Origin of the sequence: Spongiibacter sp. (assembly GCF_041602295.1) — a bacterium.
Lineage (GTDB): Bacteria > Pseudomonadota > Gammaproteobacteria > Pseudomonadales > Spongiibacteraceae > Spongiibacter.
On sequence record NZ_JBFIGO010000043.1, the window covers coordinates 1 to 23,300 of the forward strand.

Genomic DNA, 23,300 nt, shown 5'->3' on the forward strand with positions numbered 1-23,300 from the left:
CGCCGTCCAGCGGGCGAAGCCCTTTCCTAAAGATATGACACCGGGAGTGTGGAGTTCATAGTTGCTGAGGTCGACGACGCGGCACCAGGGGCGTCCGGCGAGCAGCGCCACATGTTCACGCATCTCTTTACCGTAGTGTTGGGCGGCTTGTTCGTTCCAGCTGCCGTGCAGTTCTGCAACGATGATATCACCGTAAAAACGCACTTGATGGCTGCCGTGGGCGGGGTAATTCATGGAGTTCCAGCTATTATTTCGGGTGATTATAGCCCTGCAGCTTAAGGTTGTTGGGTCTATTGCTTAAATCCGTAGATTTCCTTAGAGACCGGCTTTATTTCGGTAATTATTTGTTTTTTAAAGTTTTTGTTGGACTTTTGCGGGTTTCGGGGGGCGCTTTTTTGATCCTTTCGGTCTTGCGCAACGTAAATAAGTCGATATAGTTGTCACCGTCAACATTGCAGCGACAGCTCGTTCGCAGTAAACAAAGTGAGGTTTCATCATGCCGCAATATAAAGCGCCGCTACGCGATATCAACTTCGTACTGAAAAATGTGCTCAATGCCGACGCGCATTTCGCCAGCCTGGCCGGCCGTGAAGAAGTCAGCGAAGACCTGTTGGATGCGATTATCGCTGAAGGGGCTAAATTCGCTGAAAACGTGCTGTCGCCACTGAATCAAGTCGGTGACCAGGAAGGCTGCGTGTGGTCGGAAGACGGCGTTAAAACGCCCACCGGTTTTAAAGAAGCTTACCAGCAGTTTGCTGAGGGTGGCTGGCCATCGATGACCGCCGACCCGAAATTTGGCGGTCAGGGTTTGCCCAACTCGCTGGGTCTGGTATTGACCGAGATGGTCAGCTCCGGCTGCTGGTCCTGGGGAATGTACACCGGTCTGTCGCAGTCTGCGGCGCGCCTGCTGGAAAACTACGCCGCTGAAGAGCTGCAGAATACCTACCTGCCGAAAATGACCGACGGCACCTGGGGCGGCACCATGTGCCTGACCGAGCCGCACTGCGGTTCTGATCTGGGCATTCTGCGCACCAAGGCCGAGGCCAATGCCGACGGCAGCTACAATGTGACCGGCACCAAGATCTTTATCTCCGGTGGCGAGCACGACATGATGGAAAACATCATTCACCTGGTACTGGCGCGCATTGAAGGTGCCCCGGCCGGTACCAAGGGCATTTCCCTGTTCCTGGTGCCCAAGTTCCTGCCCGATGCCGACAACAATATCGGCGAGCGCAACGGCGTCAGCTGCGGCAGCATTGAGCACAAAATGGGTATCAAGGCCTCGGCAACCTGTGTGATGAACTTCGACGGTGCCAAGGGCTTTTTGGTCGGCGAAGAGAATCGCGGCTTGCAGGCCATGTTCCATATGATGAACTCGGCCCGTTTGGGCACCGCCCTGCAGGGTTTGTCTGCCGGTGAGGCCTCGTTCCAGGGCGCGTTGGAGTATGCCCGTGAGCGCTTGCAAATGCGCTCGCTGAGCGGCCCGAAAAACCCCGATGGCCCGGCTGATCCGCTGATTGTTCACCCCGATGTGCGCCGTATGCTGCTCACGCAGAAGGCCTTTGCCGAGGGCAGTCGCGCCTTTATCTACTGGGTGGCGCAACTGGTCGACACTTTTTACTTCAGTGGCGACGAGCAGGCGCGCAAAGACGCCGAAGAGCTGTCTGAGCTGCTGACCCCGATTGCCAAGGCCTTTGTGACCGAAACGGGCCTGGAGTCGGCCAACTACGGCATGCAGATTTTTGGTGGTCACGGCTACATTTCCGAGTGGGGCATGGAGCAGATCGTTCGCGACCTGCGTATCTCTACTCTGTATGAAGGCACCACCGGTATTCAGGCGCTGGACCTGCTGGGCCGCAAAGTGATGGGCTCTGGTGGCAAACAGCTGGCGGTGTTCACCAAGATTATCCATAAATTTTGTGAAGAGCAGTCTTCGCGCTCGGAAATGGCCGGATTTGTTAGTAAACTGGCCGAACTCAACAAGGAGTGGGGCGAGGTCACCATGAAGTTGGGCGAGAAGGCCATGCAGAACCCCGACGAAGTCGGTGCGGCCTCGGTGGACTACCTGATGTACTCGGGTTATATCTCGCTGGCTTATATGTGGGCGCGCATGGCCGCAGTCGCTGTCGATGGCGCCGCCGATGATGACTTCCTCAAAGCCAAGTTGCAGACGGCCCAGTTCTACTACGACCGTCTGCTGCCGCGCACTGAGTCGCACAAGCTGGCCATGCTCAATGGCGCCGATAGCCTGATGGCCATGCCGGCCGAGGCGTTCGACCTCTAGCGTTGATCTTGAACGAGCAGCGCCCGCCCTATGGCGGGCGTTTGCGTATAAACCGCGATGGTAGGCTGTCCGGTTAGAACAGAATATGGAGAATGTCCAATGCCCGAATATAAAGCGCCCCTGCGCGATATGCAGTTTTTGCTGCACGAAGTGTTTAACGCCGAGCAGCTGTGGCAGAGCATGCCCGGCACCGAAGAGGTCAACCGCGAGCTGGCCGACGCGATTTTGGAAGAGAGCGCCAAGATCAATGAAAACCTGATTGCGCCGCTGAGCCAGTCTGGCCACGAAGAAGGTGTGAAGTGGACCGACGGTGTGGTGACTACGCCCAAGGGTTACCCGGAAGCCTTTAAGCAATTGGCTGATGGTGGCTGGGGTGGCCTGACTGGCGAGCCCAACTACGGCGGCCAGAATATGCCGAAGATGCTGGTGCTGCTGTTTGAAGAAATGCTGTACTCGTCAAACATCGCCATGGGCCTTTACCTGACGCTGACGTCCGGCGCAGCGCTGGCGATTGATAACCACGCCTCTGACGAGCTGAAAGAAACCTACCTGCCGAATATGTATTCGGGTAAGTGGGCCGGCGCCATGTGTCTGACCGAAAGCCATGCCGGCACCGACCTAGGAATGATCCGTACCAAGGCGGAGCCCCAGGCCGACGGCAGCTATAAAGTGAGCGGCACCAAGATCTTTATTACCGGCGGCGACCACGACCTCACCGAGAACGTGATTCACCTGGTATTGGCAAAATTGCCGGATGCACCCGCGGGCTCTAAAGGCATTTCGCTGTTCCTGGTGCCCAAGGTGAAAGTGAACGCCGATGGCAGCCTTGGCGAAGCCAATGGCGTGAGCTGCGGCAGCATTGAGCACAAGATGGGCATCAATGCCTCGGCCACCTGCGTGATGAACTTCGACGGTGCCGAAGGCTATCTGGTGGGCGAGATCAATCGCGGCCTGCAGGGCATGTTCACCATGATGAACTACGAGCGCCTGTCAGTGGGTATCCAGGGGCTCAGCGCCGCGCAAACGGCCTATCAGTGGTCTTGTGAATACGCGCGCGAGCGTCTGCAAAGCCGCTCGCCCAGTGGTGCCGTTAACAAAAATGGCCCCGCCGACCCGATCGTGGTTCACCCCGATGTGCGTCGCATGTTGTTGACCCAGAAAGCGCTGGTGGAAGCCGGTCGCGCCTTTGCCGTCTACGTGGGCAAGCAGTTGGATATCGCCAAGTTCGGCGACGGCGAGGCCAAAACGACAGCGGCCGGTATGGTCGAGTTGCTAACGCCGGTGGCCAAGGCCTTTTTGACCGACAAGGGCTTTGAGGGCACGGTGCTGGGTCAGCAGTGTTTCGGTGGCCATGGCTATGTGCGCGAGTGGGGCATGGAGCAGCTGGTGCGCGACGTGCGTATTGCGCAGATTTACGAGGGCACCAATGGTATTCAGGCGATGGACCTGATGGGCCGCAAAGTGGCCGCCAATGGCGCTAAAAACCTGCAGGCGCTGATCGCCGAAATGCGCGAATTCAGCGCTGCTTCTGCGGCAGTTGCCGGCATGGAAGAGTTCCTGAATCCGCTCAATGAAGCCGTCGACAACCTCGAGTCGCTGACGCAGTTTGTGCTGGAGCAGGCCGCTGGCGATGCCAATGCCATAGGTTCCGCGGCGAACGAGTATCTGCACGTGATGGGCTTTACCCTGTTCAGCTATATGTGGGCGATGATATCGCGCACTGTACTGTCCGGTGAAAGCCAGCAGGGCGAAGAGTTCGACAAAGCCAAGCTGCAGACTGCGCGCTTCTTCGTGCAGCGCCTGTTGCCGCAAACCCGCGGCTTGAGTGAGTCGATCCGCAACGGCAGCAGCACGCTGATGGATATTGCCGAAGAAGCCTTCGTGTAAAACGGCCATTTAGCAGCCGCTAAGGTGCGCCACCATGGTGCGCTTTAGCTGGAGTTAAAGGCGGCATCCTGTGATAATGGAGCCGCCTTTTTTAATGCCTGTCGTTTGACCCGCAGTGGTGATTCTATGGAAAACGAACACAACAAGCTCTATCCGGAAGATCAGGCCAAGGTCGACGAGTACCTGCAGGCCGGGTATAACGACGTCGAGCGCAAGCCCTTCAAACCCTTCAAATTGCTACTGATACTAGCGGCTTCGGTCACCTCGATGACCCTGCTCAGCCTGTGGCTGGCCACCCTGATCGGTATCGAGTAAGTCGCCGGCCGCTGCGCCGAAGTCATTGACACTCGCACTTGGCCGCCCTGCCTTTGCCAGTGGCGGCGCCTGCCGTTGACAAATCGTTCTTCGCGATCTCCATGCATGTCTTCCTGAGCTATGCCCGTCATGACTGTGCAGGCGGGGTGGGTTTTCTTGTTTGCCTGTGTTGGCTTGGCAGCCAGCGCGATAGCGCTCGCAGCTGTGCGGCGTGTTTGGCCAGTGATAGGCCCACGCGCTATGCTGTTGTCAGCGACTGAATGTGTTAATTGGCCCGGCTTGAAATACGCTGTCCATTGACTGCGCCGGTCAGCGGCGTAGGGAGGCGAGATGAAACCACGTTTAACCCACATTGCGCTGCAGGTGCGCGACCTGGAGGCGTGCATTGATTTTTATCAGCGCTATGCCGACTTGCGGCTGAGTCACCAGCGCGACATCCCCGGTGGTCGCGTGGTGTGGCTGGCCGAGGAGGGACGCGAGCGCGACTTTATTTTAGTGTTACTGCCCGGCGGCCCGGGGCGCAATCAACGCGCCGATGACTTTTCCCATTTGGGTTTTGCTCTATCCAGTCGCGAGGCAGTAGACGCGATTGCCCGGCGCGCCGAGGCGGCGGGCGTTCTCGCCTGGCCGGTAAAAGAAGAGCCCTATCCAGTCGGCTACTACTGCGGGCTGCGTGACCCCGATGGCAATTTTGTTGAGTTTAGTTTTGGTCAGCCGCTGGGGCCGGGAGCTGAGGATGGCGCTAGCTAGGCTGATCAATCCCCGCGCGGTGATGGCCGCCAAGTCACTGAGGAGAACCACAATGAGCCAGTGGTATTGTCGCCCTGCCGATTACCAGAGCCGGCAAGATTGCGCGGCGATTTTGGCGCTGATGGACTGTTATGCCGCCGACCCGATGGGCGGAGGCGAGCCGCTGGCCGCCAGCGTGCGCCAGCGACTGTGCGCCGCGCTGGCGGCGCAGCCCGGCGCCTTAACGATTCTGGCGTTTGAGGGGGAGCTTGCGATTGGTCTGGTCAATGCCTTGCAGGGATTTTCCACCTTCAAGGCGCAGCCGCTGCTGAATATTCACGATGTGATTGTCCGGCCTGAGCGGCGCGGCCGCGGCGTGTGTGTGGCGATGCTGGCGGCGGTTGAAGAGCTGGCGCGCGGCCGGGGCTGCTGCAAATTAACGCTTGAAGTGCTGGAGGGTAACACTGCCGCCCGGCGCAGTTACCAAGGCTTTGGTTTTGTCGACTATCAGTTGCGCGCGGAATACGGCAGCGCCCGCTTTATGGAAAAGCCGGTGGAGATCAATCCGTGACGGCCGTGCCGACTGGTCGAATCGTGGTGCTGACCGGCGCGGGGATCTCTGCAGAGTCGGGGATTCAAACCTTTCGCGCCGCCGACGGTTTGTGGGAGAAGCACCGTATTGAAGACGTTGCCACCCCGGAGGGCTTTGCCGCCGATCCCCAGCGGGTACAGGACTTTTATAACCAGCGGCGCCGCCAGCTGTTGTCGCCGGCGGTGCAGCCCAACCCCGCGCATTTTGCGCTGGCGAAATTGGCGGCGGAATTTTCCGGTGAAATGCTGCTGGTCACCCAGAATATTGATGACCTGCACGAGCGCGCCGGCTCGAAGAATATTATTCATATGCACGGTGAATTGCTGAAAATGCGCTGCCGTCGCAGTGGTCAGTGTTTCGCTATTGCCGAGGATATTGGGCCCCAGCGAGCTTGCCCGTGCTGCGGCCTGGCAGGCACATTGCGGCCCCATGTTGTGTGGTTTGGCGAGATGCCCTTGCAGATGGCGCGTATCGAGGCGGCGCTGTCGGCCTGTGAGCTGTTTATTGCCGTGGGAACCTCGGGGCAGGTTTATCCCGCCGCCGGCTTTGTGCAGCTGGCTCGGCAGGCGGGCGCTCACAGCATTGAAGTGAATGTTGAGGCCTCGTCACAGCGCGGTTTTTTTGCCGAGCATCGCCGGGGCCTGGCGAGTGTCGAGTTGCCCGCGCTATGCGCGGAAATTCTTGCTGGAAAATTGCCCCCGTTTGCCAACCACAGGGATAGGTCATGAAGAGTTTTATTGTTGATGCCTTTTGCGATCAGCCGTTCTCGGGAAATCCTGCAGCGGTGGTATTGCAGAATCGTGCATTAAGCGATGTGGAATTGCAGAACATTGCCGCTGAATTCAACTTGTCCGAGACCGCCTTTTTACAGCCGTTAGACGCTGCGGGTGAGCGCTGGCACTTGCGCTGGTTCACACCGCAGGCCGAGGTCGCCCTGTGCGGTCATGCAACCTTGGCGTCGGCGCACGCGCTTTGGGATCAGTGTCAGATCGAAGCGGATACTCTGGTCTTTGACACCCTCAGCGGCACGCTGAGGGTGCGCCGTGATGGCGAGCAGATGGAGATGGACTTTCCTATCTGCACAACGCGCGCGCGGCCTGTCGAGGGTTGGCCGCGGGCCTTGAGTGCCCGGGCGATTGCTGCGGCCGAGGCGGGTGAAGATCTGTTGTTGGAGTTACCCAGCGAAGCGGCGGTGCGGGAATTTGTCGCTGATATTCCGGCCATTGCTGCGCTGCCAGCGCGCGGCCTGATTGTCACCGCTGCCGGGGATGAAGTGGACATTGTGTCGCGCTTTTTTGCCCCGGCGGTGGGAATTGACGAAGACCCTGTGACCGGCTCAGCGCACTGCGCCCTGGCCCATTACTGGCAAGCTAAGCTGGGGCGAGAGGTGTTGCGGGCGCGCCAGCTGTCGCGTCGCGGCGGCTGCGTCGACATTGTTGTTCGCGGTGAGCGTGTGGGCTTGCGTGGTCGCGCCCTCAGTGTGCTGGCCGGTGAGCTGTTTTACTGACGGCGGCTTTGGCCTCGCCGGCGGGCAGCGTGCCGCGGTGGTGGCGGTAGGCACTGGGGGCAATGCCCAATACCTTTTTAAATAGCCGAGAAAAATAATAAACGTCGTCATAGCCCAGTGCTGCGGCAACCTCTTTGACCGACATGGCTGTGCTGTCTAACAGATAGCAGGCGCGCTGTACTTTCATATGGATAAAGTACTGTATCGGCGACTGGCCACTCCAGGCTTTGAATTTCTTAATGAAGTGAAATTTCGACACATTGGCGCTAGCTGCCAGGGTGTCGAGGTTGAGTTGGCTGTGAATATGCTCCTGCATCAAGGCGCGAATGCGCTCCCAGTCCAGATTCTTGCCGCCACTGGCTTGCTGCTGGTGCAGCAGTAGTGCGAGATAACTGAGCAGGGCCTGCAGTTGGTGGCCCCCCTGAATAAATTCTGACAGTTGGTAGGCGCTGCGGCGCAACTCGGATAGGCCGTCAAAAATTCGGACTATCCGCGGCTGTACGCCGATGTGTACACAGGGGGCGTTGAAGCCGCAGTGCCGAGAAAACTCGGCGGCCAGGCGGCCGTCAAAATGCAGCCAGTAGAGGGTCCAGGGCTGTTTGTGGTCGGCGGCATAGCGGTGGGCCAAGCCGCGCGGCAGCAAGATGACGTCGCCGCTGCCAATGGGGTAGTGGCGGTCACCGCAGTGCAGGCTGCCGGCGCCGTCGATGCAATACATAAGAAGATAGCTGTCGTGGTGTTCGCGGCTCATGCGGTGGCCCGCGGCGCGCGGATAGTAGCCCATGGCCAGGGGGTAGAGTGCTTCGCTGAGCGGGTGGGCGGCGAGCTGTTGGGCAACGCGCTGGGGGGTCAAAAAGCGCACCCCCTGTGCGGGGAGTGGCCAGTCGGAGGTGATCGCCATCGCTGAGGCTGCTGTGTTCAAATTTGCACAATATAGTCCATCTAATACTCAAGATAGTCAATCCATATGCGGTCGCAGCTGTGGTCTGATAGAACCCTTTAAGCAATATCGTCCTGCTTGGTTTGGGGGATGAATGGGTAAGGGGGAGATGCGGTGCACAATGATAGGCAGCCGGGCAGCGATGCCGAATATATTGGCCAACTGCTCGCTCGCTCCCGCGCGGCGCAGCGCGCCATTGCCGACTACAGCCAACAGCAGGTCGATGAGCTAATCACCGCGATGGTGTGGTCGGTGGCCAAGCCGGGGGTGGCGGAAGCGCTTGCGCAGTTTGCGGTGGACGAGACCCAGCTGGGCAATTACCAGGGCAAGTATCTAAAAATTGCTAACAAAACCCGCGCGACCTTGTTCGATATTATTGGCGATAAATCCGTCGGTGTGATTGAGGAAGATCGCGAGCGCAATATCGTCAAGATCGCTAAACCGGTGGGCGTGATCGGCGCGCTGGCGCCCTGCACCAACCCGGAAGCGACGCCGGTGATTAAATCGATTTTTGCGGTGAAGGCTCGCAATGCCATTATTATTGCGCCCCACCCCCGTTCCAAGCTCACCAATAAGCGGATCTGCGAGCACATGCGCGCGGCCATCGCCGCGCTGGGCGCGCCGGCGGATTTGGTGATTGCCATTGACGAGCCGTCGCTGGCGCGCACCAATGAGCTGATGATGCAGTGTGATCGTATTCTCGCCACGGGCGGCGCGGCAATGGTCAGGGCTGCCTATGCCAGCGGCACTCCGGCGCTGGGCGTGGGCGCCGGCAATGCGGTGATTGTGGTGGACGACAGCGCCGATCTCGACGCCGCCGCGCAGAACATCAGGTTGTCGAAAACCCTAGACCTCGCCGCCTCGTGCTCGGCCGATAATGCGGTGGTCGCCCTAGACAATATTGCCGACGCCTTGTTGGCCAAGCTGCAGGCCGAGGGCGGCTATCTTTGCAGCGCCGAGGACAAGCGGCGGCTGCAGGCCATCATCTGGGTGGATGGGCAGATCAATAGCAAAATTGTCGCCCAGCCCGCCGCGGTATTGGCGCAAATGGCCGGTATTGCGCTGCCCGACGGCCGGCGGTTTTTTATTGTGCCGGAATCCGGCGCCGGTGCGGACTACCCCTTTTCCGGCGAGAAGATGTCGGTGGTGATGGCGTTTTATCGGGCGGCGAATATCGATCAGGCCACTGCCATGACCAATGCGATTCAGGCCTATCAGGGGCAGGGCCACAGCTGTGGCATATACTCTACTAATGATGACAACATACTGCATTATGCCGAGGCGACGTTTACCTCGCGGGTGATGGTCAACCAGCCGCAGGCGCCGTCGAACAGTGGCAATCTGTGGAATGGTATGCGCCAGACCTTTTCGCTGGGCTGCGGCAGTTGGGGCGGCAACGGCACCAATAACAACATCAGCTGGCGGGATCTGGTCAATATTACTTGGGTGTCGCGGCCATTGGCCGAGGCCAAGCAAATTCCCGCCGACGAGCAGCTGTTTGCCTCGGCCATTGCCGCCGAACAGCGCGCGGTCGCGGCGCAGGCGAGCTAGCTCGCCGCGGCCAGTTTAATAATAGGGCAGCCTACGGTAGAGAGTGTATGGATTTTGAATTAAACGACGATCAACAGGCCTATGTACAAAGCGCCCGGCAATTTGCCGAGGGGGTATTTATGCCCAATGCCGCCCAGTGGGACGCCGAGCATATTTTTCCCAAAACGGCGCTGCGCCAGGCGGGCGAGCTGGGCTTTATGGGGATGTATACCCCCGAATCGGCCGGCGGCCTGGGCATGAGCCGATTGGATAGCAGCCTGATTGTGGAGGAGTTGGCGCGCGGTTGTACCTCTACCGGTGCCTTTGTCACCATTCACAATATGGCCACCAGCATGATCGGCCACTACGGCCAGCCGGAGCTGGTCGCGGCGCTGTGCCCGGGGCTGGTTAGCGGCGAGCAGTTGGCGTCGTATTGTTTAACCGAACCCGGCGCCGGATCCGATGCCGGTAGTTTGCGCAGCACCGCCCGTCGCGACGGCGACCACTACGTGGTCAATGGCGGCAAGATGTTTATCTCCGGCGCCGGCGCCACCGATGTGTTGGTGGTAATGCTGCGCACTGGTGAAGCGGGGCCCAAGGGGATTACGGCATTTGCCATGGCTGCAGACAGCCCGGGGATCAGCTATGGCAAGCCCGAGCAAAAAATGGGCTGGAACAGCCAGCCCACCGCGACCGTTAGCTTCGACAATGTTCGCGTGCCGGTTGGCAACCGCCTGGGTGAAGAGGGGCAGGGGTTTCGCATGGCCATGCAGGGCTTGGACGGTGGTCGCATCAATATTGCAACCTGCTCGATCGGCACGGCGCAGGCGGCATTGGAGGCGGCGACGGCCTACGTCAAAGAGCGCCAGCAATTTGGTCGGGCGATTGCCGATTTCCAAAACACCCAGTTCAAGCTGGCCGATATGGCGACCCGCTTGGTCGCCGCTAGGCAAATGGTACGACTGGCGGCGTTTAAGCTGGATAGCGCCCACCCCGAGGCGAGCAGTTACTGCGCGATGGCCAAGCGTTTTGCCACCGACGTAGGCTTTGAGGTGTGTAACGATGCCCTGCAGCTGCACGGCGGTTACGGCTATATTCGCGAGTACCCCATGGAGCGCTATGTGCGCGATAGCCGGGTACACCAGATTTTGGAGGGCACCAACGAAATTATGCGGGTGATTATTGCCCGCCGGCTGTTGATGGACGGCGCACTGGAGGTAATACGATGAGCCCGAGTCCGACGGAAAAACTGCAGGTGGCCCTGCACGGCCATGCCGCCGTGGTGACGATCAATAATCCGGCCGCCAATACCTGGGATGCCGAGTCGCTGAGCGGCCTGAGCGCGTTGGTGGCCAACCTGAATGCCGATCGCAATATCTACGCCTTGGTGATTACCGGCAGTGGCGACAAGTTTTTTTCCGCCGGTGCCGATTTAAACATGTTTGCCCGTGGCGATAAGGCGGTAGCCCAGGATATCGCCTTGAAATTTGCTCAGGCCTTTGAGGCGCTGGCCGATTTTCGCGGGGTGTCGATTGCTGCTATCAACGGTTTCGCCATGGGCGGCGGTCTGGAGTGCGCGCTGGCCTGCGACATCCGCATTGCCGAAGAGCAGGCGCAGCTGGCACTGCCCGAGGCCAAGGTAGGGCTGCTGCCCTGCGCGGGCGGCACCCAGCGGCTAAGCGCCCTGGTCGGTGCCGGTTGGGCCAAGAGGATGATTCTTTGTGGCGAGCGCCTCAAGGCGGACACGGCGCTGCGCATCGGCCTGGTGGAAGAGGTGGTGGCGCGCGGGGAGGCGCTGCCGGCGGCGCTGGCGCTGGCCGAGGCGGCGGCTCAGCAGAGCCCGCTGGCCGTCAGTTATTGTAAGGAGCTGATACACGAGGCGCGCAATGCGGTTATCGCCAAGGGTTTGCTGTTAGAGCGCGAGCGCTTTGTACAATTGTTTGACAGCGCAGATCAGCAAGAAGGGGTTAATGCGTTTTTGGAAAAACGCCAAGCGGAGTGGAAAAACGCCTGATGAATGACACGCAAGAGGTCTTGTTTGAAGAACGCAGTACGGCCAGCGGCCAGAAGCTGGGGCTGATTACCCTGAATGTTGAGAAGACGCTGAACGCGCTCAATCTGACGATGGTTGAGGCAATACTGGCGCGCCTTGCCGACTGGCGCGAGCGCAGCGACATCGCCTGCCTGTTCATTGCTGGTGCCGGTGAGAAAGCCTTCTGTGCCGGCGGCGATGTTCAGGCGCTGTACCGCTCTTCGGTCGACAATCCCGGTGGCCCCTGTGAGTACGCGGAGCGCTTTTTTGAACAGGAGTATCGCCTCGACTACGCCCTGCATCAATTCGGCAAGCCGGTTGTGGTGTGGGGGCACGGTATTGTGATGGGCGGCGGCTTGGGTATTTTTGCCGCCGGCAGTTACCGGGTGGTCACCGAGAAGTCGCGGCTGGCGATGCCGGAGATCACCATCGGCCTGTATCCCGATGTCGGTGGCAGTTATTTTTTGAACCGTATGCCCGGCCAGTGCGGTCGGTTTTTAGCGCTGACCGGCGCCGCCTTTAACGGCCGCGATGCTGTGTATCTGGGCATGGCCGAGGGCTTTATCGAGCACGCTCGGCGCGACGCGGTGCTCGCGGCGCTGAGCGAAGAATTGTGGTCGAGCAGTGTGGCGGACAACCACGAGCGTCTGCACAACGTGATGGCGGGTTTCGCGGCGGCGTCGACCACGGCGCTGCCGGCGGCAAATGTCGAGCCGGCGGTCGAGCAGATTAATCGCCTGTGCAGTGCAGACAGCGATGTTGCGCTGATCAATGCGATTGTCGCCTTGCAAAGTGACAGCCCCTGGCTGCAGAAAGCGGCGGCCACCCTGGCGGCGGGCTCAATGATCAGCGCGCGACTGATCCTTGAACAGCTGCGCCGCAGCGAGGGTTTAAGTCTGAAAGCGGTGTTTCAGTCCGAGTTAATGCTGTCGACGCAGGTGGTACGCCATCGGGAATTTGCCGAAGGGGTGCGCGCGCTGTTGATCGACAAAGACCGCAAACCGCAGTGGCAGTGCGCCAGCGCTGAGGCGGTGCCGCAGTCGCTGATTGATCAGCATTTCCAGGCGCCCTGGGCCGAACACCCGCTCGCCGATTTGTCAGCCTGACAACCAGGCTTAAACGGAGAACAGCGATGACGAAGATTGCATTTATCGGTCTGGGCAATATGGGTGGCCCGATGGCCGCCAATCTCATCAAGGCGGGTCACCAGGTCACCGTGTTCGACTTGGTGGCGGCGGCCATGCAGGACAGAGTGGCCGAAGGGGCGGCGGCGGCGGACAGCGCTGTTGCGGCTATTGCCGATGCCGACGCGGTGGTGACGATGTTGCCGGCGGGTGTACACGTTGCCGATTTGTACCTGGGCGAGAGCGGTTTGCTGGCCCACGCCAAGGCCGATACCTTGTTTCTGGACTGTAGTACCATCGATGCGGAAACCGCCTGCCGGGTTGGCCAGGCGGCCAGTGATATCGGTTTGGAGATGCTCGACGCGCCGGTGTCCGGCGGTGTGAAAGCGGCCGCTGCCGGCACCCTGGCGTTTATGTGTGGTGGCAGTGCTGCGGGCTTTGCGCGCGCCGAAAAGGTACTGGCGGATATGGGTAAAAAGATCTTTCACGCCGGTGATCACGGCGCCGGTCAGATCGCCAAAATGTGCAACAATATGCTGCTGGCGGTGCATATGATCGGCACCGCAGAGGCGCTGCAATTGGGTGTCAAGAATGGCCTGGACCCGCAAGTGTTGTCGGAAATTATGAAGAACAGCTCCGGCGATAACTGGTCGCTGCAGAACTACAATCCCTATCCCGGGGTGATGCCGGAAGCGCCGGCGAGCAACGATTACCACCCGGGTTTTATGGCGCAGCTGATGCTCAAAGACTTGGGGCTGGCGATGGAAAACAGCCTGAAAACCCAAAGCGCGGTGCCGATGGGCGCATTGGCCCGCAGCCTCTATGCGTCCTTTGCCGGCAAGGGCAATGGCCCGCGGGATTTCTCGGCGATTATTGAATTATTTCAGGAATAGCGTATCGCGCTGGCGGGTAAAGCCCGGCGCTGGGCAGCCAGCGCCGGGGAGTGTTACTCGCCCTCGGGGCGCGGTGAAGCGGGCAGCTCAATGGCGGCGAGATTGTCTTGCAGCACCTTGTTGCCAACGCCGGGCACCTCAAGCAGTGCCTCGGCGCTGCGGAACGGACCGTGCTGATCCCGGTAGCGCACAATGGCCTGGGCGCGCTTGGGGCCGATGCCTTTTAGCTGGGTGAGCTCCGCGGCGCTGGCGGTATTGATATCCAGGGCGTGGGCCGGGCCGGCGAGGCCCAGTGCCAGGGTAATAAACAGGATTAAAGTCGCCGCGAACTGCGGCGTTGTCGATGTTTTCATCATTCAAGTCCTTTTGTCGATGAAGTGTTGTAGTGCGCTGCTGCGCACTTTGTCAGTGTAGCAGGGGTATGGCTGCGTGCCACTTGGGTGGCTTGGGCGCGCGAGCCTGAGTCGCTGTGCAACATTGCTGGGGAGAAATGCCATGAGCCTGCCGGGTCCAACGTCGTCGTGGACGGCGCAATCCCTTGAAGATTGGCGTGCCAGAGGGCGGCGGATCAGCGTCGAGGGCAATGATATTTTTGTCTGTGACGAGGGCGAGCCGGGGCTGCCCGTTATTGTGCTGATTCACGGTTTTCCAACGTCCAGCTGGGATTGGCAGGGTATTTGGGCGGGCCTGCGTGACCGCTATCGCCTGGTGGCGATGGACATGCTGGGCTTTGGTTTTTCCGATAAGCCGAGTCGTCGACACTACAGCATTCACCGCCAGGCCGATTTGGTGGAGGCGGTGATCCGCGAGTGCGGCCTGAGCCACTACCATGTGCTCGCCCACGACTACGGCGACACGGTGGCTCAGGAGTTGCTGGCTCGCCAGCAGGAGGGGCGCGGTGCGGGCCGGTGCTTGTCGAGCTGCTTTCTCAATGGCGGCCTGTTTCCGGAAACCCATCGTGCACTGTTCACGCAAAAACTGCTGCTGAGTCCGCTTGGCCCGCTGCTGAGCCGCCTGTCGGGTTTCGCCCAATTTCGCAAAAATTTCAGCCGGGTGTTTGGGCCGCAGAGCAAGCCGACGGAAGAGGAGTTGCAGCTGTTTTGGTCGCTGATTAACGAGCGGGGCGGCAAGCGTATCTTCCACAATTTGATCACCTATATGCGCGATCGCCGTCAGCACCGCGAGCGCTGGCTGACAGTATTACAAAAGTCGAAGCTGCCACTGGCATTGATCAACGGTTCGCTCGACCCGGTGTCGGGCGAGCATATGGTGGCGCGCTACCAACAGCTCGGCTGCCGACTGGACTACCTCGCCCGTCTGCCGGCCATTGGTCACTATCCGCAGGTTGAAGACCCCGCCTCGGTGCTGCAGCACTACTTAACGTTTCTCAAACTGCATGTTGAGAGTGCCGTTTCGCCCCGAGCCTAGTGGCCTAATTAGCACTCAATCCAGCCAATTGCTGTGCTTTTGGGCCGGCTATTGCTGCTCAGCGGGCGGCAAGCGCGTGTGCGGCATGGCACCGAGGCGCAAAGAACGCTAAAATGGCGGCCTTTTTCCCACCCTGCGGCGATGGCGCGCGCAGGCGTTTTTCGGAGTGCGTTATGTCGGATATCAACAAGGTTGTGCTGGCCTACTCAGGCGGCCTGGACACCTCGGTCATCGTTAAGTGGCTGCAGGAAACCTACCAGTGTGAAGTGGTGACCTTTACCGCTGACATCGGTCAGGGCGAAGAGGTCGAGCCGGCCCGCGCAAAAGCGCAGGCGCTGGGTGTTAAAGAGATCTACATTGATGACCTGCGCGAAGAATACGTCCGTGACTTTGTCTTCCCGATGTTCCGCGCCAATGCAATCTACGAGGGTGAATATCTGCTGGGCACGTCGATTGCCCGCCCGCTGATTGCCAAGCGACTGATTGAAATTGCCAACGAGACCGGTGCCGACGCCATCTCACACGGCGCCACCGGCAAGGGCAACGACCAGGTGCGCTTTGAATTGGGCGCCTACTCCCTCAAGCCCGGCATTCAGGTAATCGCCCCCTGGCGCGAGTGGGACCTGACCTCCCGCGAGACGCTGATGGCCTATTGCGCCCAGCATAAAATCCCGGTGGATTTTTCCGGCAAGAAGAAAAAATCGCCGTACTCCATGGATGCCAACCTGCTGCATATCTCCTACGAAGGTGGCAATCTGGAAGACCCCTACTGGGAGCCTGAAGAGGATATGTGGCGCTGGAGCGTGAGCCCCGAGGCCGCGCCGGACAAGCCGACCTATATCGAGATCGGCTACCAAAATGGCGATCCGGTAACGCTTAACGGCGAGGCCCTGAGCCCGGCGACCATGCTGGCCACACTCAATAAACTCGGCGGCGACAACGGCATCGGTCGTCTGGACCTGGTTGAAAACCGCTATGTGGGCATGAAGTCTCGCGGTTGCTATGAAACGCCCGGCGGCACCATTATGCTCAAGGCGCACCGCGCGATCGAGTCGATCACCCTGGACCGCGAAGCGGCTCACCTGAAAGACGAGCTGATGCCGCGCTATGCCAAGCTGGTGTACAACGGTTACTGGTTCAGCCCCGAGCGCCGCATGTTGCAGACGGCGATCGACGAATCTCAGGGCTTTGTAAACGGCAGCGTGCGCTTGAAACTCTACAAGGGCAATGTGGTCGTAGTGGGGCGCAAGTCAGACAACTCACTGTTCGACGAGGCGATCGCCACCTTTGAAGACGACGCCGGTGCCTATGATCAAAAGGATGCCGAGGGCTTTATCAAGCTCAACGCTCTGCGTTTGCGGATTGCTGCCAACAAAGGGCGCTCACAGCTCTAAGGCTGGGCATTTGATAAAGGGGGCTGCGCAGCCCCCTTTTTTGACTGTGGCCGTCGCCGGCGTCACTGGCCGGCGTTTCCTAAACAACAATAGTAATGACGATATTGGCGCCGCGGCGCACTCCTCAGATTTGGGACTGTATTGATGATGGGATCAACCAAGGCTTTTGCAAAGACATTTACGCTGCTCGCCACAGCGGCGCTGGGCCTGGCGGCTTGCAGTGGCGATCGCGACTCCAGTGGTCGCAGCCTCAGCTATGAGCTCAACGCTCGGCAGTTCTTTGTTGAAGAGTCACTGGGCACGGTGCAGTTTAGCGGTGGCAATAGTTTGACGCTCGGTTTGTCTATCGGTAGCGGAGCTTTTCGCTCGGTCGATGAAGGCAATAATATTTTCTACACCCTCAGTGATCGCGGCCCAAGTTTTCCCTGTGCTGACAGCCAGCAGGTGATCGGTGTGAGTAACTTCTGTGCCGACAACAGCGGCACGGTCTTTGCGATCCCCGAGTTCGCGCCGCGCATTCAGAAGTGGAAGCTCAGCGGTATTGGTACCAAGCTGAGCCTGGAGCAGCTAGACACCATTGTGATTGGCGCCAGTCTCACTGAAGACGCCAATGGCCTGCCGAACCCGCAGGCTCAGGGCGGTGGTGAAAATGGTTACGATAATAACGGCACCGAGTTGAGTCGCAGTGTTAATGGCATCGACCCCGAAGCGCTGGTGCGCCTGAGTAATGGCCGCTTTTGGGTTGCGGATGAGTACGGCCCCAGTTTGCTGTTGTTGGATGAAGACGGGCGGATGTTGCGTCGCGAAGTGCCCGAGGGCCGCGCGGTGGACTATTCCTCGGCCAGTTACACGGTGAGTGAAGATTTCTTGCCGGGTATCCTCAGTCGCCGGCAGATTGACCGTGGTATTTCGGCCCTGGCGCTGAGTCCCGACAATCAATTTTTGTACTTTGTGATGGAGGCGCCGCTGGCCAACCCCAATATTAGCGCTGCGGCCGCTTCGCGGGTGGTGCGTATCGGCAAGCTGGCTCTCAATGAAGACGGCAGTATTGCCAGTATCGTCGGCGAGTACCTCTATCGCCTGGACAGCCCTGCGCAGTTTGCGACTAAGCATAATGGCCAGGGTGCATTGGACAACGGCGAGTTCGTCAGCCAGAGCGAAGTGACGGTGACGGAGGCGGCGGCGGTCGATGTCGACCACTTGGTGGTGGTCGAGCAGGCGCGTGGTGTCAGCAAATACTACCGGGTGAATTTGGCCAATGCGGTGAGTGTTCTCGGTAGCCAGTGGGACCAGGTGAATACTTCGCCCAGCTTGGAGGAGCAGTATTTGCTCGCCGATGTGCCCTTTGTTACCAAGCAGCTGGGCTTTGACAGCCTGAGCAAGCCGCTGCCAGCGGGTATCGATCCGCTGGGTGAGTACACCGAGGGCATGGCCTTGCTCAGTTCTAATTTTGTGGCGCTGGTAGAGGATAATCGTTACGGCGTTTACGATCAGAGCGCCGCTGGGCGCCGCAATCGCATTGCCGTGTTGCCGCTGGGAGCGTTTGTTATCAAAAGCGCCGCGCCAGTGCGCCCAAGCCTTAGCTACGAGCAGTCGGCCAGTTACAAGCGTGACGACGCGCAGCTGAACAGCGGCAGCGCGGAGATTGTCGCGGCCGATACGATTAATGATCAGTTGTTTGTCGTTAATGCGCAGCGCGGCAGTGTCGAGGTGTTGGATATTTCAACGCCGCTGTCACCGGTGTTCAGTGCCGAGCTGGATATTGCTGCGGCGGCGACTGATTCAGGAAAAAGCCTGGGGGCCGTGAACAGCGTGGCTACCGGCAGCGAATACGTGGCCGTCGCCATAGAAAACAGTGACCGCCAGCAAAATGGTATCGCGGCGCTGTACCGCTTGGATGATCTCAGCCTGGCGGCCACCTTCGAGGTGGGCGCAGGCCCGGATATGATTACCTTCGATCTGCTGTCGGGCCGAGTGCTGGTGGCCAATGAGGGGGAGCCCAGCGACGATTACAGCGTCGATCCAGAGGGATCGGTCACGCTGATTGATCTCAGTGATGGTGTGGATGCGGCAGCTGTTACCCAGATTGGTTTTAGCGAATTTAATGTCGGCGGTGCGCGCGCGGCCGAATTGCCGGAGGGCGTAAGAGTTTATGGCCCAGGTGCCAGCGTCGCGCAAGATTTGGAGCCGGAATATATCACCGTGGCCCTGACTAACAGGGAGGCCTTTGTCAGCTTGCAGGAAAATAATGCGGTGGCGGTGATTGATCTCAGCGAAGCGCGTGTCGACAGAATTCTGGCGTTGGGCACCAAGGACTTCGGCGTGCCCGGCAATGAATTGGACGTGAATGATAATGGCAGCGTCAGCATTGCTTCCTGGCCGGGCGTTGTCGGCATGTACCAGCCAGATGGCATCGGTGCCTACCAGAATGGCGGCAAGAATTTCTTTATTACTGCCAATGAGGGCGACGCGCGCAACTACACCGGCTTTTCTGAAGAGCGTCGCGCCAGCGAACTGGACGGAGTCAGTGGCCCGGCTATCGACCCCGCCAATCCCAGTGCTGCAGCGGCCGCTGACGACAGCCGTTTGGGACGTTTGAAAGTAAGCAGTGAAGCCGGCGATACCGACCAGGACGGCGACATTGATCAGATCAGCGCCTTTGGCGGCCGCTCATTTGCGATCTGGGATGAAAATGGCAATTTGATATACGACTCCGGTGCTGATATTGCCCGCCTAACTGAAGTCTTGTTGGGGAGTAATTTCAACGAGCGCGATGAGCGCAGCGACGACAAGGGTGCTGAACCCGAGGGGCTGAAGTTAATTGCCAGCCTTGGTCGCGTGTATGCCTTTATCGGCTTGGAGCGCACCGGTGGTGTGGCGATATACGATGTGAGCTCGCCCTACGGCGTGCAGTTTGTGCAGTATGTGAACAACCGCAATTTTGCCGCTGATCTGCAAAATGAAACGGGTGATGTTGGTCCGGAAGGGATCACTGGTTTCTTGAAAGACAGCGTTGGCTATGTGGTGGTTGGCAATGAAGTCAGTGGCAATGTGCGTATCTTCCAGCTCGATACCGGTGCCGAGGAAGAATAAGCTAGCGGTGAAAAACGCCTAAGATTTCACCGGCCGCTTTTGCAGCTTGCGCTGCAGGGTGCGCCGGTGCATGCCCAGCTGTCTCGCAGTCGCCGAGATATTGCCGTCATTGTCTTTCAGTGCCTGTTGAATATGTTCCCAGGTGAGCCGCTCCAGAGAGGGGGCGCCACTGGGTAGCGCAGTGGCGTCGGTATTGTCGCTGCGATGCTCTTCCAGTGCGGCGAGAATGGCCGCTGTGCCTGCCGGTTTTTGCAGATAGTTGTCGGCGCCCAGCTTGATGGCATCGACGGCGGTGGCGATGCTGGAGTAGCCGGTCAGCATCAGCATGCGAATGTCGGGAAAGCGCTTGCGCAAATAGGGGATGATCGACAGTCCCGATTCCTGGTCAATTTTCAGGTCGACAACCGCATAGTGAGGGCTGAATCGCTGGCAGCAGTCGCGGGCTTCGCTGAGGGTGTTGGCGATCTCGGCGCGATAGCCCTTGCGTTGCAGAGAGCGTTGCAGGGCCTGGCTGAAGGCCAGGTCGTCGTCGATAATGAGAAAGTGTTTCTCGCTCATCCCTTCCTCCAGTTGTTCATCATCGCGCAATCACTCCGCCAGTGGTATGGCGATGGCCGACAGCGGCAGGCGAAGCTCAAGCCGGCTGCCGCCGCCAGCGCGGCGCTGCCACTGCAGCCGCCCGCCGCAGCGCTCGGCGGTGGCGTGGCTAAGCAGTAGTCCCAAGCCAAGGCCTTTGCCCTTGGTGCTGACATAGGCGCGGTGTATCCGCCCTTCGGCGCCGGGCAGGCCGGGGCCGCGGTCGGTGATGGCAATGCACAGCTCGTCGTTGTCGCGGCTCACCGTCAGGGCGACATCATCGGGGCTGGCATCGGCGGCATTATTGAGCAAGTTTAGAATGCTCTGGCTGACAGTGCCGTCCAGGGCGATATCCAGCCCGGCGCAGTCCGTGGCGATATTGAGCTGGGGCTCGCAAGTGGGGCGCATCAATCGCCAGCGATCAATAATGTTGGCGAAATAATCGTTTAGCGACACTGGCTCGGCCTGTTGGGCGCTGAGGTCGCGGGCGGTGCTCACCAGCTTGTCGAGGATCTGCTTGCAGTGATCCACTTGTTCACCGAGCGCCAGGGCGTCGCTGGCAACCTCCGCGTCGGCGCTGTCCTGTAGATCTTCGCTAATGACCTTAATGGTTGCCAGCGGTGTGCCCAGCTCGTGTGCGGTACCCGCGGCCAGCGTGGCCACGGCCAGTAGCTGCTCGTCTTGCAGTTGACGCTCGCGAACCAGGGCGAGCTCGTTTTCCTTGCGCCGCAGGCTGCGGGCCATGGCGGAAACAAAGTAGCTGATCAACAGCGCGCTGACTACGAAATTCATCCACATGCCCAGGGTGTGCATATTGAGTGCCGAGCCGCCCTGCAGATGTTGGGCGTGGGGTTCCAGCGGCGCCAGTGGCACAAAAAAGAATAGCAGCAGGCTGTAGGCCGTGAGCGATAGCAGCCCCAGTGCCCAGGTGTAGCGCAGCGGTAGGGTGGTGGCCGATACGCACAGTGGCACCAGTAAATACGAGATAAAGGGATTGCTGCTGCCGCCGGAAAAATACAGCACCGCGGTAAAGGCGAGAACGTCGGTGCAGAGTTGGACAAACAGCTCCAGCTCGGTAACCGGCCAGCGCTGGTAGCTGCGCCACCAGCAGAACACCGCAAAAAGCGCGGTGACCGCCAGCAACAGCTCCAGTGTGACATAGGGCAGCAGCCAGCCGAGCTGGACCTTGGCGAATTGCAGAGCGGCAATCTGGCCGGCGATCACCACGCTGCGGATCGCGCACAGGCGGCGCAAATTGGCGGTCTCGGAATTCACGGTGAGGCTCCAGAAAAAGGTCGAGTATAGCGCCTGCACCCGTGGTGCTCACCTGTTGCGACATTATGTCGCAGGGCTGTGGTGCGGCGATTTGCTACCATGGCGGCCATTTCGCGTTTGCTGAATTGAGCTTGTGCCGATGCCTCTATGTCAACGCTTTGCCCGCAGCGTGGTCGCGCTGGCATCTGTCGCCGGCGTGCTGCCGGCACTTGCCCACAGCGGCGGGGCGCCGGTCAGCAGCTTAGGCGCGGCGGCTCATGCGCCCATCGGCGTGATGGGCGACCACATCCACAAAGCCGGCGAGTGGATGCTGTCCTACCGCTATATGACGATGTCGATGGGCGGCAATCTGGACGGTGGTGATTCGCTGTCCGCGCGGCAGATTAGCGGCACGATGATGAATCCGGGCCAGTATATGGTTGCGCCACAAAGCATGGACATGGACATGCATATGTTTGGTGCCATGTACGCGCCCAGCGACACCCTCACGCTGATGGTCATGCTGCCTTATCTGCGCAATGAAATGGACCATGTCACGCGGATGGGCGTGTGCTTCACTACCCAAAGTCGCGGTTGGGGCGACGCCAAAGCTACGGCGCTGCTGAGTCTTTATCAGTCGCGCGATGGCGCGCATCGCCTGCATGCCAACCTCGGTGTAAGCCTGCCTACTGGCAGCATCGACGAGCGCGACGACACCCCTGCGCAGCGTAATGCCAAGCTGCCCTACGGCATGCAGCTGGGTTCGGGCAGTGTTGATTTATTGCCCGGCGTGACCTACAACGGCTTTGCTGACAATGTGAGCTGGGGTGCTCAGTTGGCGCTGACCCTGCGTAGCGATTACAACGACAATGATTACCGTCTCGGCAATCGCGCCCAGCTCAGCGGCTGGTTGGCACACAGTTTTTCGTCGGCACTGAGCAGCGCGCTGCGCCTGACGCATACTGCCTGGGGCAATATCGACGGCGCGCGTGACGACCTGAATCCAATGATGGTGCCCACTGCCGACCCCGATGCCCAGGGCGGTGAGCGCAGCGAGCTATCGCTGTCGGTTAATTACCTGTTCTTGAAAGGGGCGGCGAAAGGCCATCGTCTGGCGCTGGAATACAGCGAGCCGGTATACCAGCAGTTGGACGGCCCGCAGATGGCGCTGGATTCAACCTTGACGGCGGGTTGGCAATACGCGTTTTAGCTTAGCGGCCGGGCTGGCGGTCAGTGCAGTCGACGTGCAGTGTGCTGCGCTCAGCCGAGCGCGGCTTAGTCATTGCGGTGTGGGCGCCGCTGTTCTAAGCAACTTGTACAGTGGGCGGGCTGTGGTATTATCCGCCGCGTTCTAAAGGTGCCTGTCGACGCAGATATTGTGTCTGGCAAGTTAAACGGGAAGTTTGGTAAACCGCTTCGGTGAATCCAACGCTGCCCCCGCAACGGTGATCATTTCGATGAGAGCCCGATACCGGCCTTTAGAAGTTAACTGCAATGAAGCGGAGGGCTTCATGCGTTGGACTTCTTCTGCCAGTCACGGCCAGCTGTCGAATTCCCTCGTCCCCTCCCTCATGCGTTTTTGTTTTTACGTTTGAGGTTACAACATGAAAAATACCCGTCGTTTACTGCTTGGCAGTGGACTGCTGTTGTGTGTGCCGGTGTTTGCCGAGCACCTTCAGCTTGAAGAGATGTCGGTGGTCGCCGACAAAGAAAAAGCCGCCG

At 59.5% G+C, this 23,300-nt stretch carries 21 protein-coding genes and 1 riboswitch; of the genes, 16 read left to right on the forward strand and 5 right to left on the reverse strand.

Going from position 1 to position 23,300, the window contains the following annotated elements:
• On the reverse strand, window positions 1-234 hold a 234-nt coding region (locus ABYM29_RS08925; RefSeq protein ID WP_372864379.1), incomplete at its 3' end, for a hypothetical protein.
• Between the two features lie 262 nt (window positions 235-496).
• Between ABYM29_RS08925 and ABYM29_RS08930 the strand changes: the two genes are divergently transcribed.
• The 7 genes from ABYM29_RS08930 to ABYM29_RS08960 all read left to right on the forward strand — a co-directional run bounded on the left by ABYM29_RS08930 (window position 497) and on the right by ABYM29_RS08960 (window position 7,314).
• A complete protein-coding gene (locus ABYM29_RS08930) occupies window positions 497-2,284 on the forward strand; it encodes an acyl-CoA dehydrogenase C-terminal domain-containing protein (protein WP_372864380.1) in 1,788 nt (595 codons plus the stop codon).
• A 99-nt stretch (window positions 2,285-2,383) separates the two neighbouring features.
• Window positions 2,384-4,171, forward strand: a complete 1,788-nt coding sequence (locus ABYM29_RS08935) for an acyl-CoA dehydrogenase C-terminal domain-containing protein (RefSeq protein ID WP_372864381.1) — start codon at window positions 2,384-2,386, stop codon at window positions 4,169-4,171.
• Between the two features lie 126 nt (window positions 4,172-4,297).
• A complete protein-coding gene (locus tag ABYM29_RS08940) occupies window positions 4,298-4,486 on the forward strand; it encodes a DUF3094 family protein (RefSeq protein WP_372864382.1) in 189 nt (62 codons plus the stop codon).
• A gap of 330 nt (window positions 4,487-4,816) precedes the next feature.
• Window positions 4,817-5,236: a VOC family protein gene (locus tag ABYM29_RS08945; RefSeq protein WP_372864383.1), complete on the forward strand. Its 420-nt coding sequence runs from the start codon at window positions 4,817-4,819 to the stop codon at window positions 5,234-5,236.
• A complete protein-coding gene (locus tag ABYM29_RS08950; RefSeq protein WP_372864384.1) occupies window positions 5,223-5,786 on the forward strand; it encodes a GNAT family N-acetyltransferase in 564 nt (187 codons plus the stop codon). Before ABYM29_RS08945 ends, ABYM29_RS08950 begins: the two co-directional genes overlap by 14 nt.
• On the forward strand, window positions 5,783-6,535 hold the full coding sequence (cobB, locus tag ABYM29_RS08955; RefSeq protein ID WP_372864385.1) for a Sir2 family NAD+-dependent deacetylase: 753 nt from the start codon (window positions 5,783-5,785) through the stop codon (window positions 6,533-6,535). Before ABYM29_RS08950 ends, cobB begins: the two co-directional genes overlap by 4 nt.
• Window positions 6,532-7,314: a PhzF family phenazine biosynthesis protein gene (locus ABYM29_RS08960; protein ID WP_372864386.1), complete on the forward strand. Its 783-nt coding sequence runs from the start codon at window positions 6,532-6,534 to the stop codon at window positions 7,312-7,314. The genes cobB and ABYM29_RS08960 overlap by 4 nt, the downstream gene beginning before the upstream one ends.
• Here ABYM29_RS08960 and ABYM29_RS08965 read toward each other — a convergent pair.
• On the reverse strand, window positions 7,283-8,215 hold the full coding sequence (locus ABYM29_RS08965) for a helix-turn-helix domain-containing protein (RefSeq protein ID WP_372864387.1): 933 nt from the start codon (window positions 8,213-8,215) through the stop codon (window positions 7,283-7,285). The two genes, ABYM29_RS08960 and ABYM29_RS08965, sit on opposite strands and share 32 nt — an antisense overlap.
• A gap of 153 nt (window positions 8,216-8,368) precedes the next feature.
• Between ABYM29_RS08965 and ABYM29_RS08970 the strand changes: the two genes are divergently transcribed.
• From ABYM29_RS08970 to mmsB, 5 genes are read left to right on the forward strand one after another with little or no spacing between them, the layout of a single operon-like run.
• Window positions 8,369-9,805: an aldehyde dehydrogenase family protein gene (locus ABYM29_RS08970; protein WP_372864388.1), complete on the forward strand. Its 1,437-nt coding sequence runs from the start codon at window positions 8,369-8,371 to the stop codon at window positions 9,803-9,805.
• A 47-nt stretch (window positions 9,806-9,852) separates the two neighbouring features.
• Window positions 9,853-11,013: an acyl-CoA dehydrogenase family protein gene (locus ABYM29_RS08975; RefSeq protein ID WP_372864389.1), complete on the forward strand. Its 1,161-nt coding sequence runs from the start codon at window positions 9,853-9,855 to the stop codon at window positions 11,011-11,013.
• On the forward strand, window positions 11,010-11,798 hold the full coding sequence (locus ABYM29_RS08980) for an enoyl-CoA hydratase (protein WP_372864390.1): 789 nt from the start codon (window positions 11,010-11,012) through the stop codon (window positions 11,796-11,798). Before ABYM29_RS08975 ends, ABYM29_RS08980 begins: the two co-directional genes overlap by 4 nt.
• Window positions 11,798-12,922, forward strand: coding sequence for an enoyl-CoA hydratase/isomerase family protein (locus ABYM29_RS08985; RefSeq protein WP_372864391.1), 1,125 nt, complete (start codon window positions 11,798-11,800; stop codon window positions 12,920-12,922). Before ABYM29_RS08980 ends, ABYM29_RS08985 begins: the two co-directional genes overlap by 1 nt.
• Before the next feature lie 26 nt (window positions 12,923-12,948).
• A complete protein-coding gene (gene mmsB / locus ABYM29_RS08990; RefSeq protein WP_372864392.1) occupies window positions 12,949-13,833 on the forward strand; it encodes a 3-hydroxyisobutyrate dehydrogenase in 885 nt (294 codons plus the stop codon).
• Between the two features lie 53 nt (window positions 13,834-13,886).
• Here mmsB and ABYM29_RS08995 read toward each other — a convergent pair whose 3' ends face one another.
• A complete protein-coding gene (locus ABYM29_RS08995; protein WP_372864393.1) occupies window positions 13,887-14,189 on the reverse strand; it encodes a ComEA family DNA-binding protein in 303 nt (100 codons plus the stop codon).
• A 139-nt stretch (window positions 14,190-14,328) separates the two neighbouring features.
• Between ABYM29_RS08995 and ABYM29_RS09000 the strand changes: the two genes are divergently transcribed.
• The 3 genes from ABYM29_RS09000 to ABYM29_RS09010 all read left to right on the forward strand — a co-directional run bounded on the left by ABYM29_RS09000 (window position 14,329) and on the right by ABYM29_RS09010 (window position 19,748).
• Window positions 14,329-15,261 carry an alpha/beta fold hydrolase gene (locus ABYM29_RS09000; RefSeq protein WP_372864394.1) on the forward strand — a complete coding sequence of 311 codons (933 nt, stop codon included), beginning with the start codon at window positions 14,329-14,331 and terminating at the stop codon, window positions 15,259-15,261.
• Window positions 15,262-15,434: 173 nt separating this feature from the next.
• Complete coding sequence (locus ABYM29_RS09005; protein ID WP_372864395.1) at window positions 15,435-16,655, forward strand: argininosuccinate synthase; 1,221 nt, start codon at window positions 15,435-15,437, stop codon at window positions 16,653-16,655.
• 144 nt (window positions 16,656-16,799) lie between these two features.
• Window positions 16,800-19,748 carry a choice-of-anchor I family protein gene (locus ABYM29_RS09010; protein ID WP_372864396.1) on the forward strand — a complete coding sequence of 983 codons (2,949 nt, stop codon included), beginning with the start codon at window positions 16,800-16,802 and terminating at the stop codon, window positions 19,746-19,748.
• A gap of 18 nt (window positions 19,749-19,766) precedes the next feature.
• On the opposite strand, the gene ABYM29_RS09015 is transcribed toward ABYM29_RS09010, so the two are convergent.
• Both ABYM29_RS09015 and ABYM29_RS09020 read right to left on the reverse strand, forming a co-directional pair.
• Complete coding sequence (locus ABYM29_RS09015; RefSeq protein ID WP_372864397.1) at window positions 19,767-20,306, reverse strand: response regulator transcription factor; 540 nt, start codon at window positions 20,304-20,306, stop codon at window positions 19,767-19,769.
• Between the two features lie 30 nt (window positions 20,307-20,336).
• Window positions 20,337-21,599 (reverse strand): ATP-binding protein, encoded by a 1,263-nt coding sequence (locus ABYM29_RS09020; RefSeq protein WP_372864398.1) that lies wholly within the window; start codon window positions 21,597-21,599, stop codon window positions 20,337-20,339.
• A 139-nt stretch (window positions 21,600-21,738) separates the two neighbouring features.
• Between ABYM29_RS09020 and ABYM29_RS09025 the strand changes: the two genes are divergently transcribed.
• On the forward strand, window positions 21,739-22,788 hold the full coding sequence (locus tag ABYM29_RS09025; protein WP_372864399.1) for a transporter: 1,050 nt from the start codon (window positions 21,739-21,741) through the stop codon (window positions 22,786-22,788).
• 128 nt (window positions 22,789-22,916) lie between these two features.
• Window positions 22,917-23,073: riboswitch (cobalamin riboswitch) on the forward strand.
• Window positions 23,074-23,300: the final 227 nt, after the last annotated feature.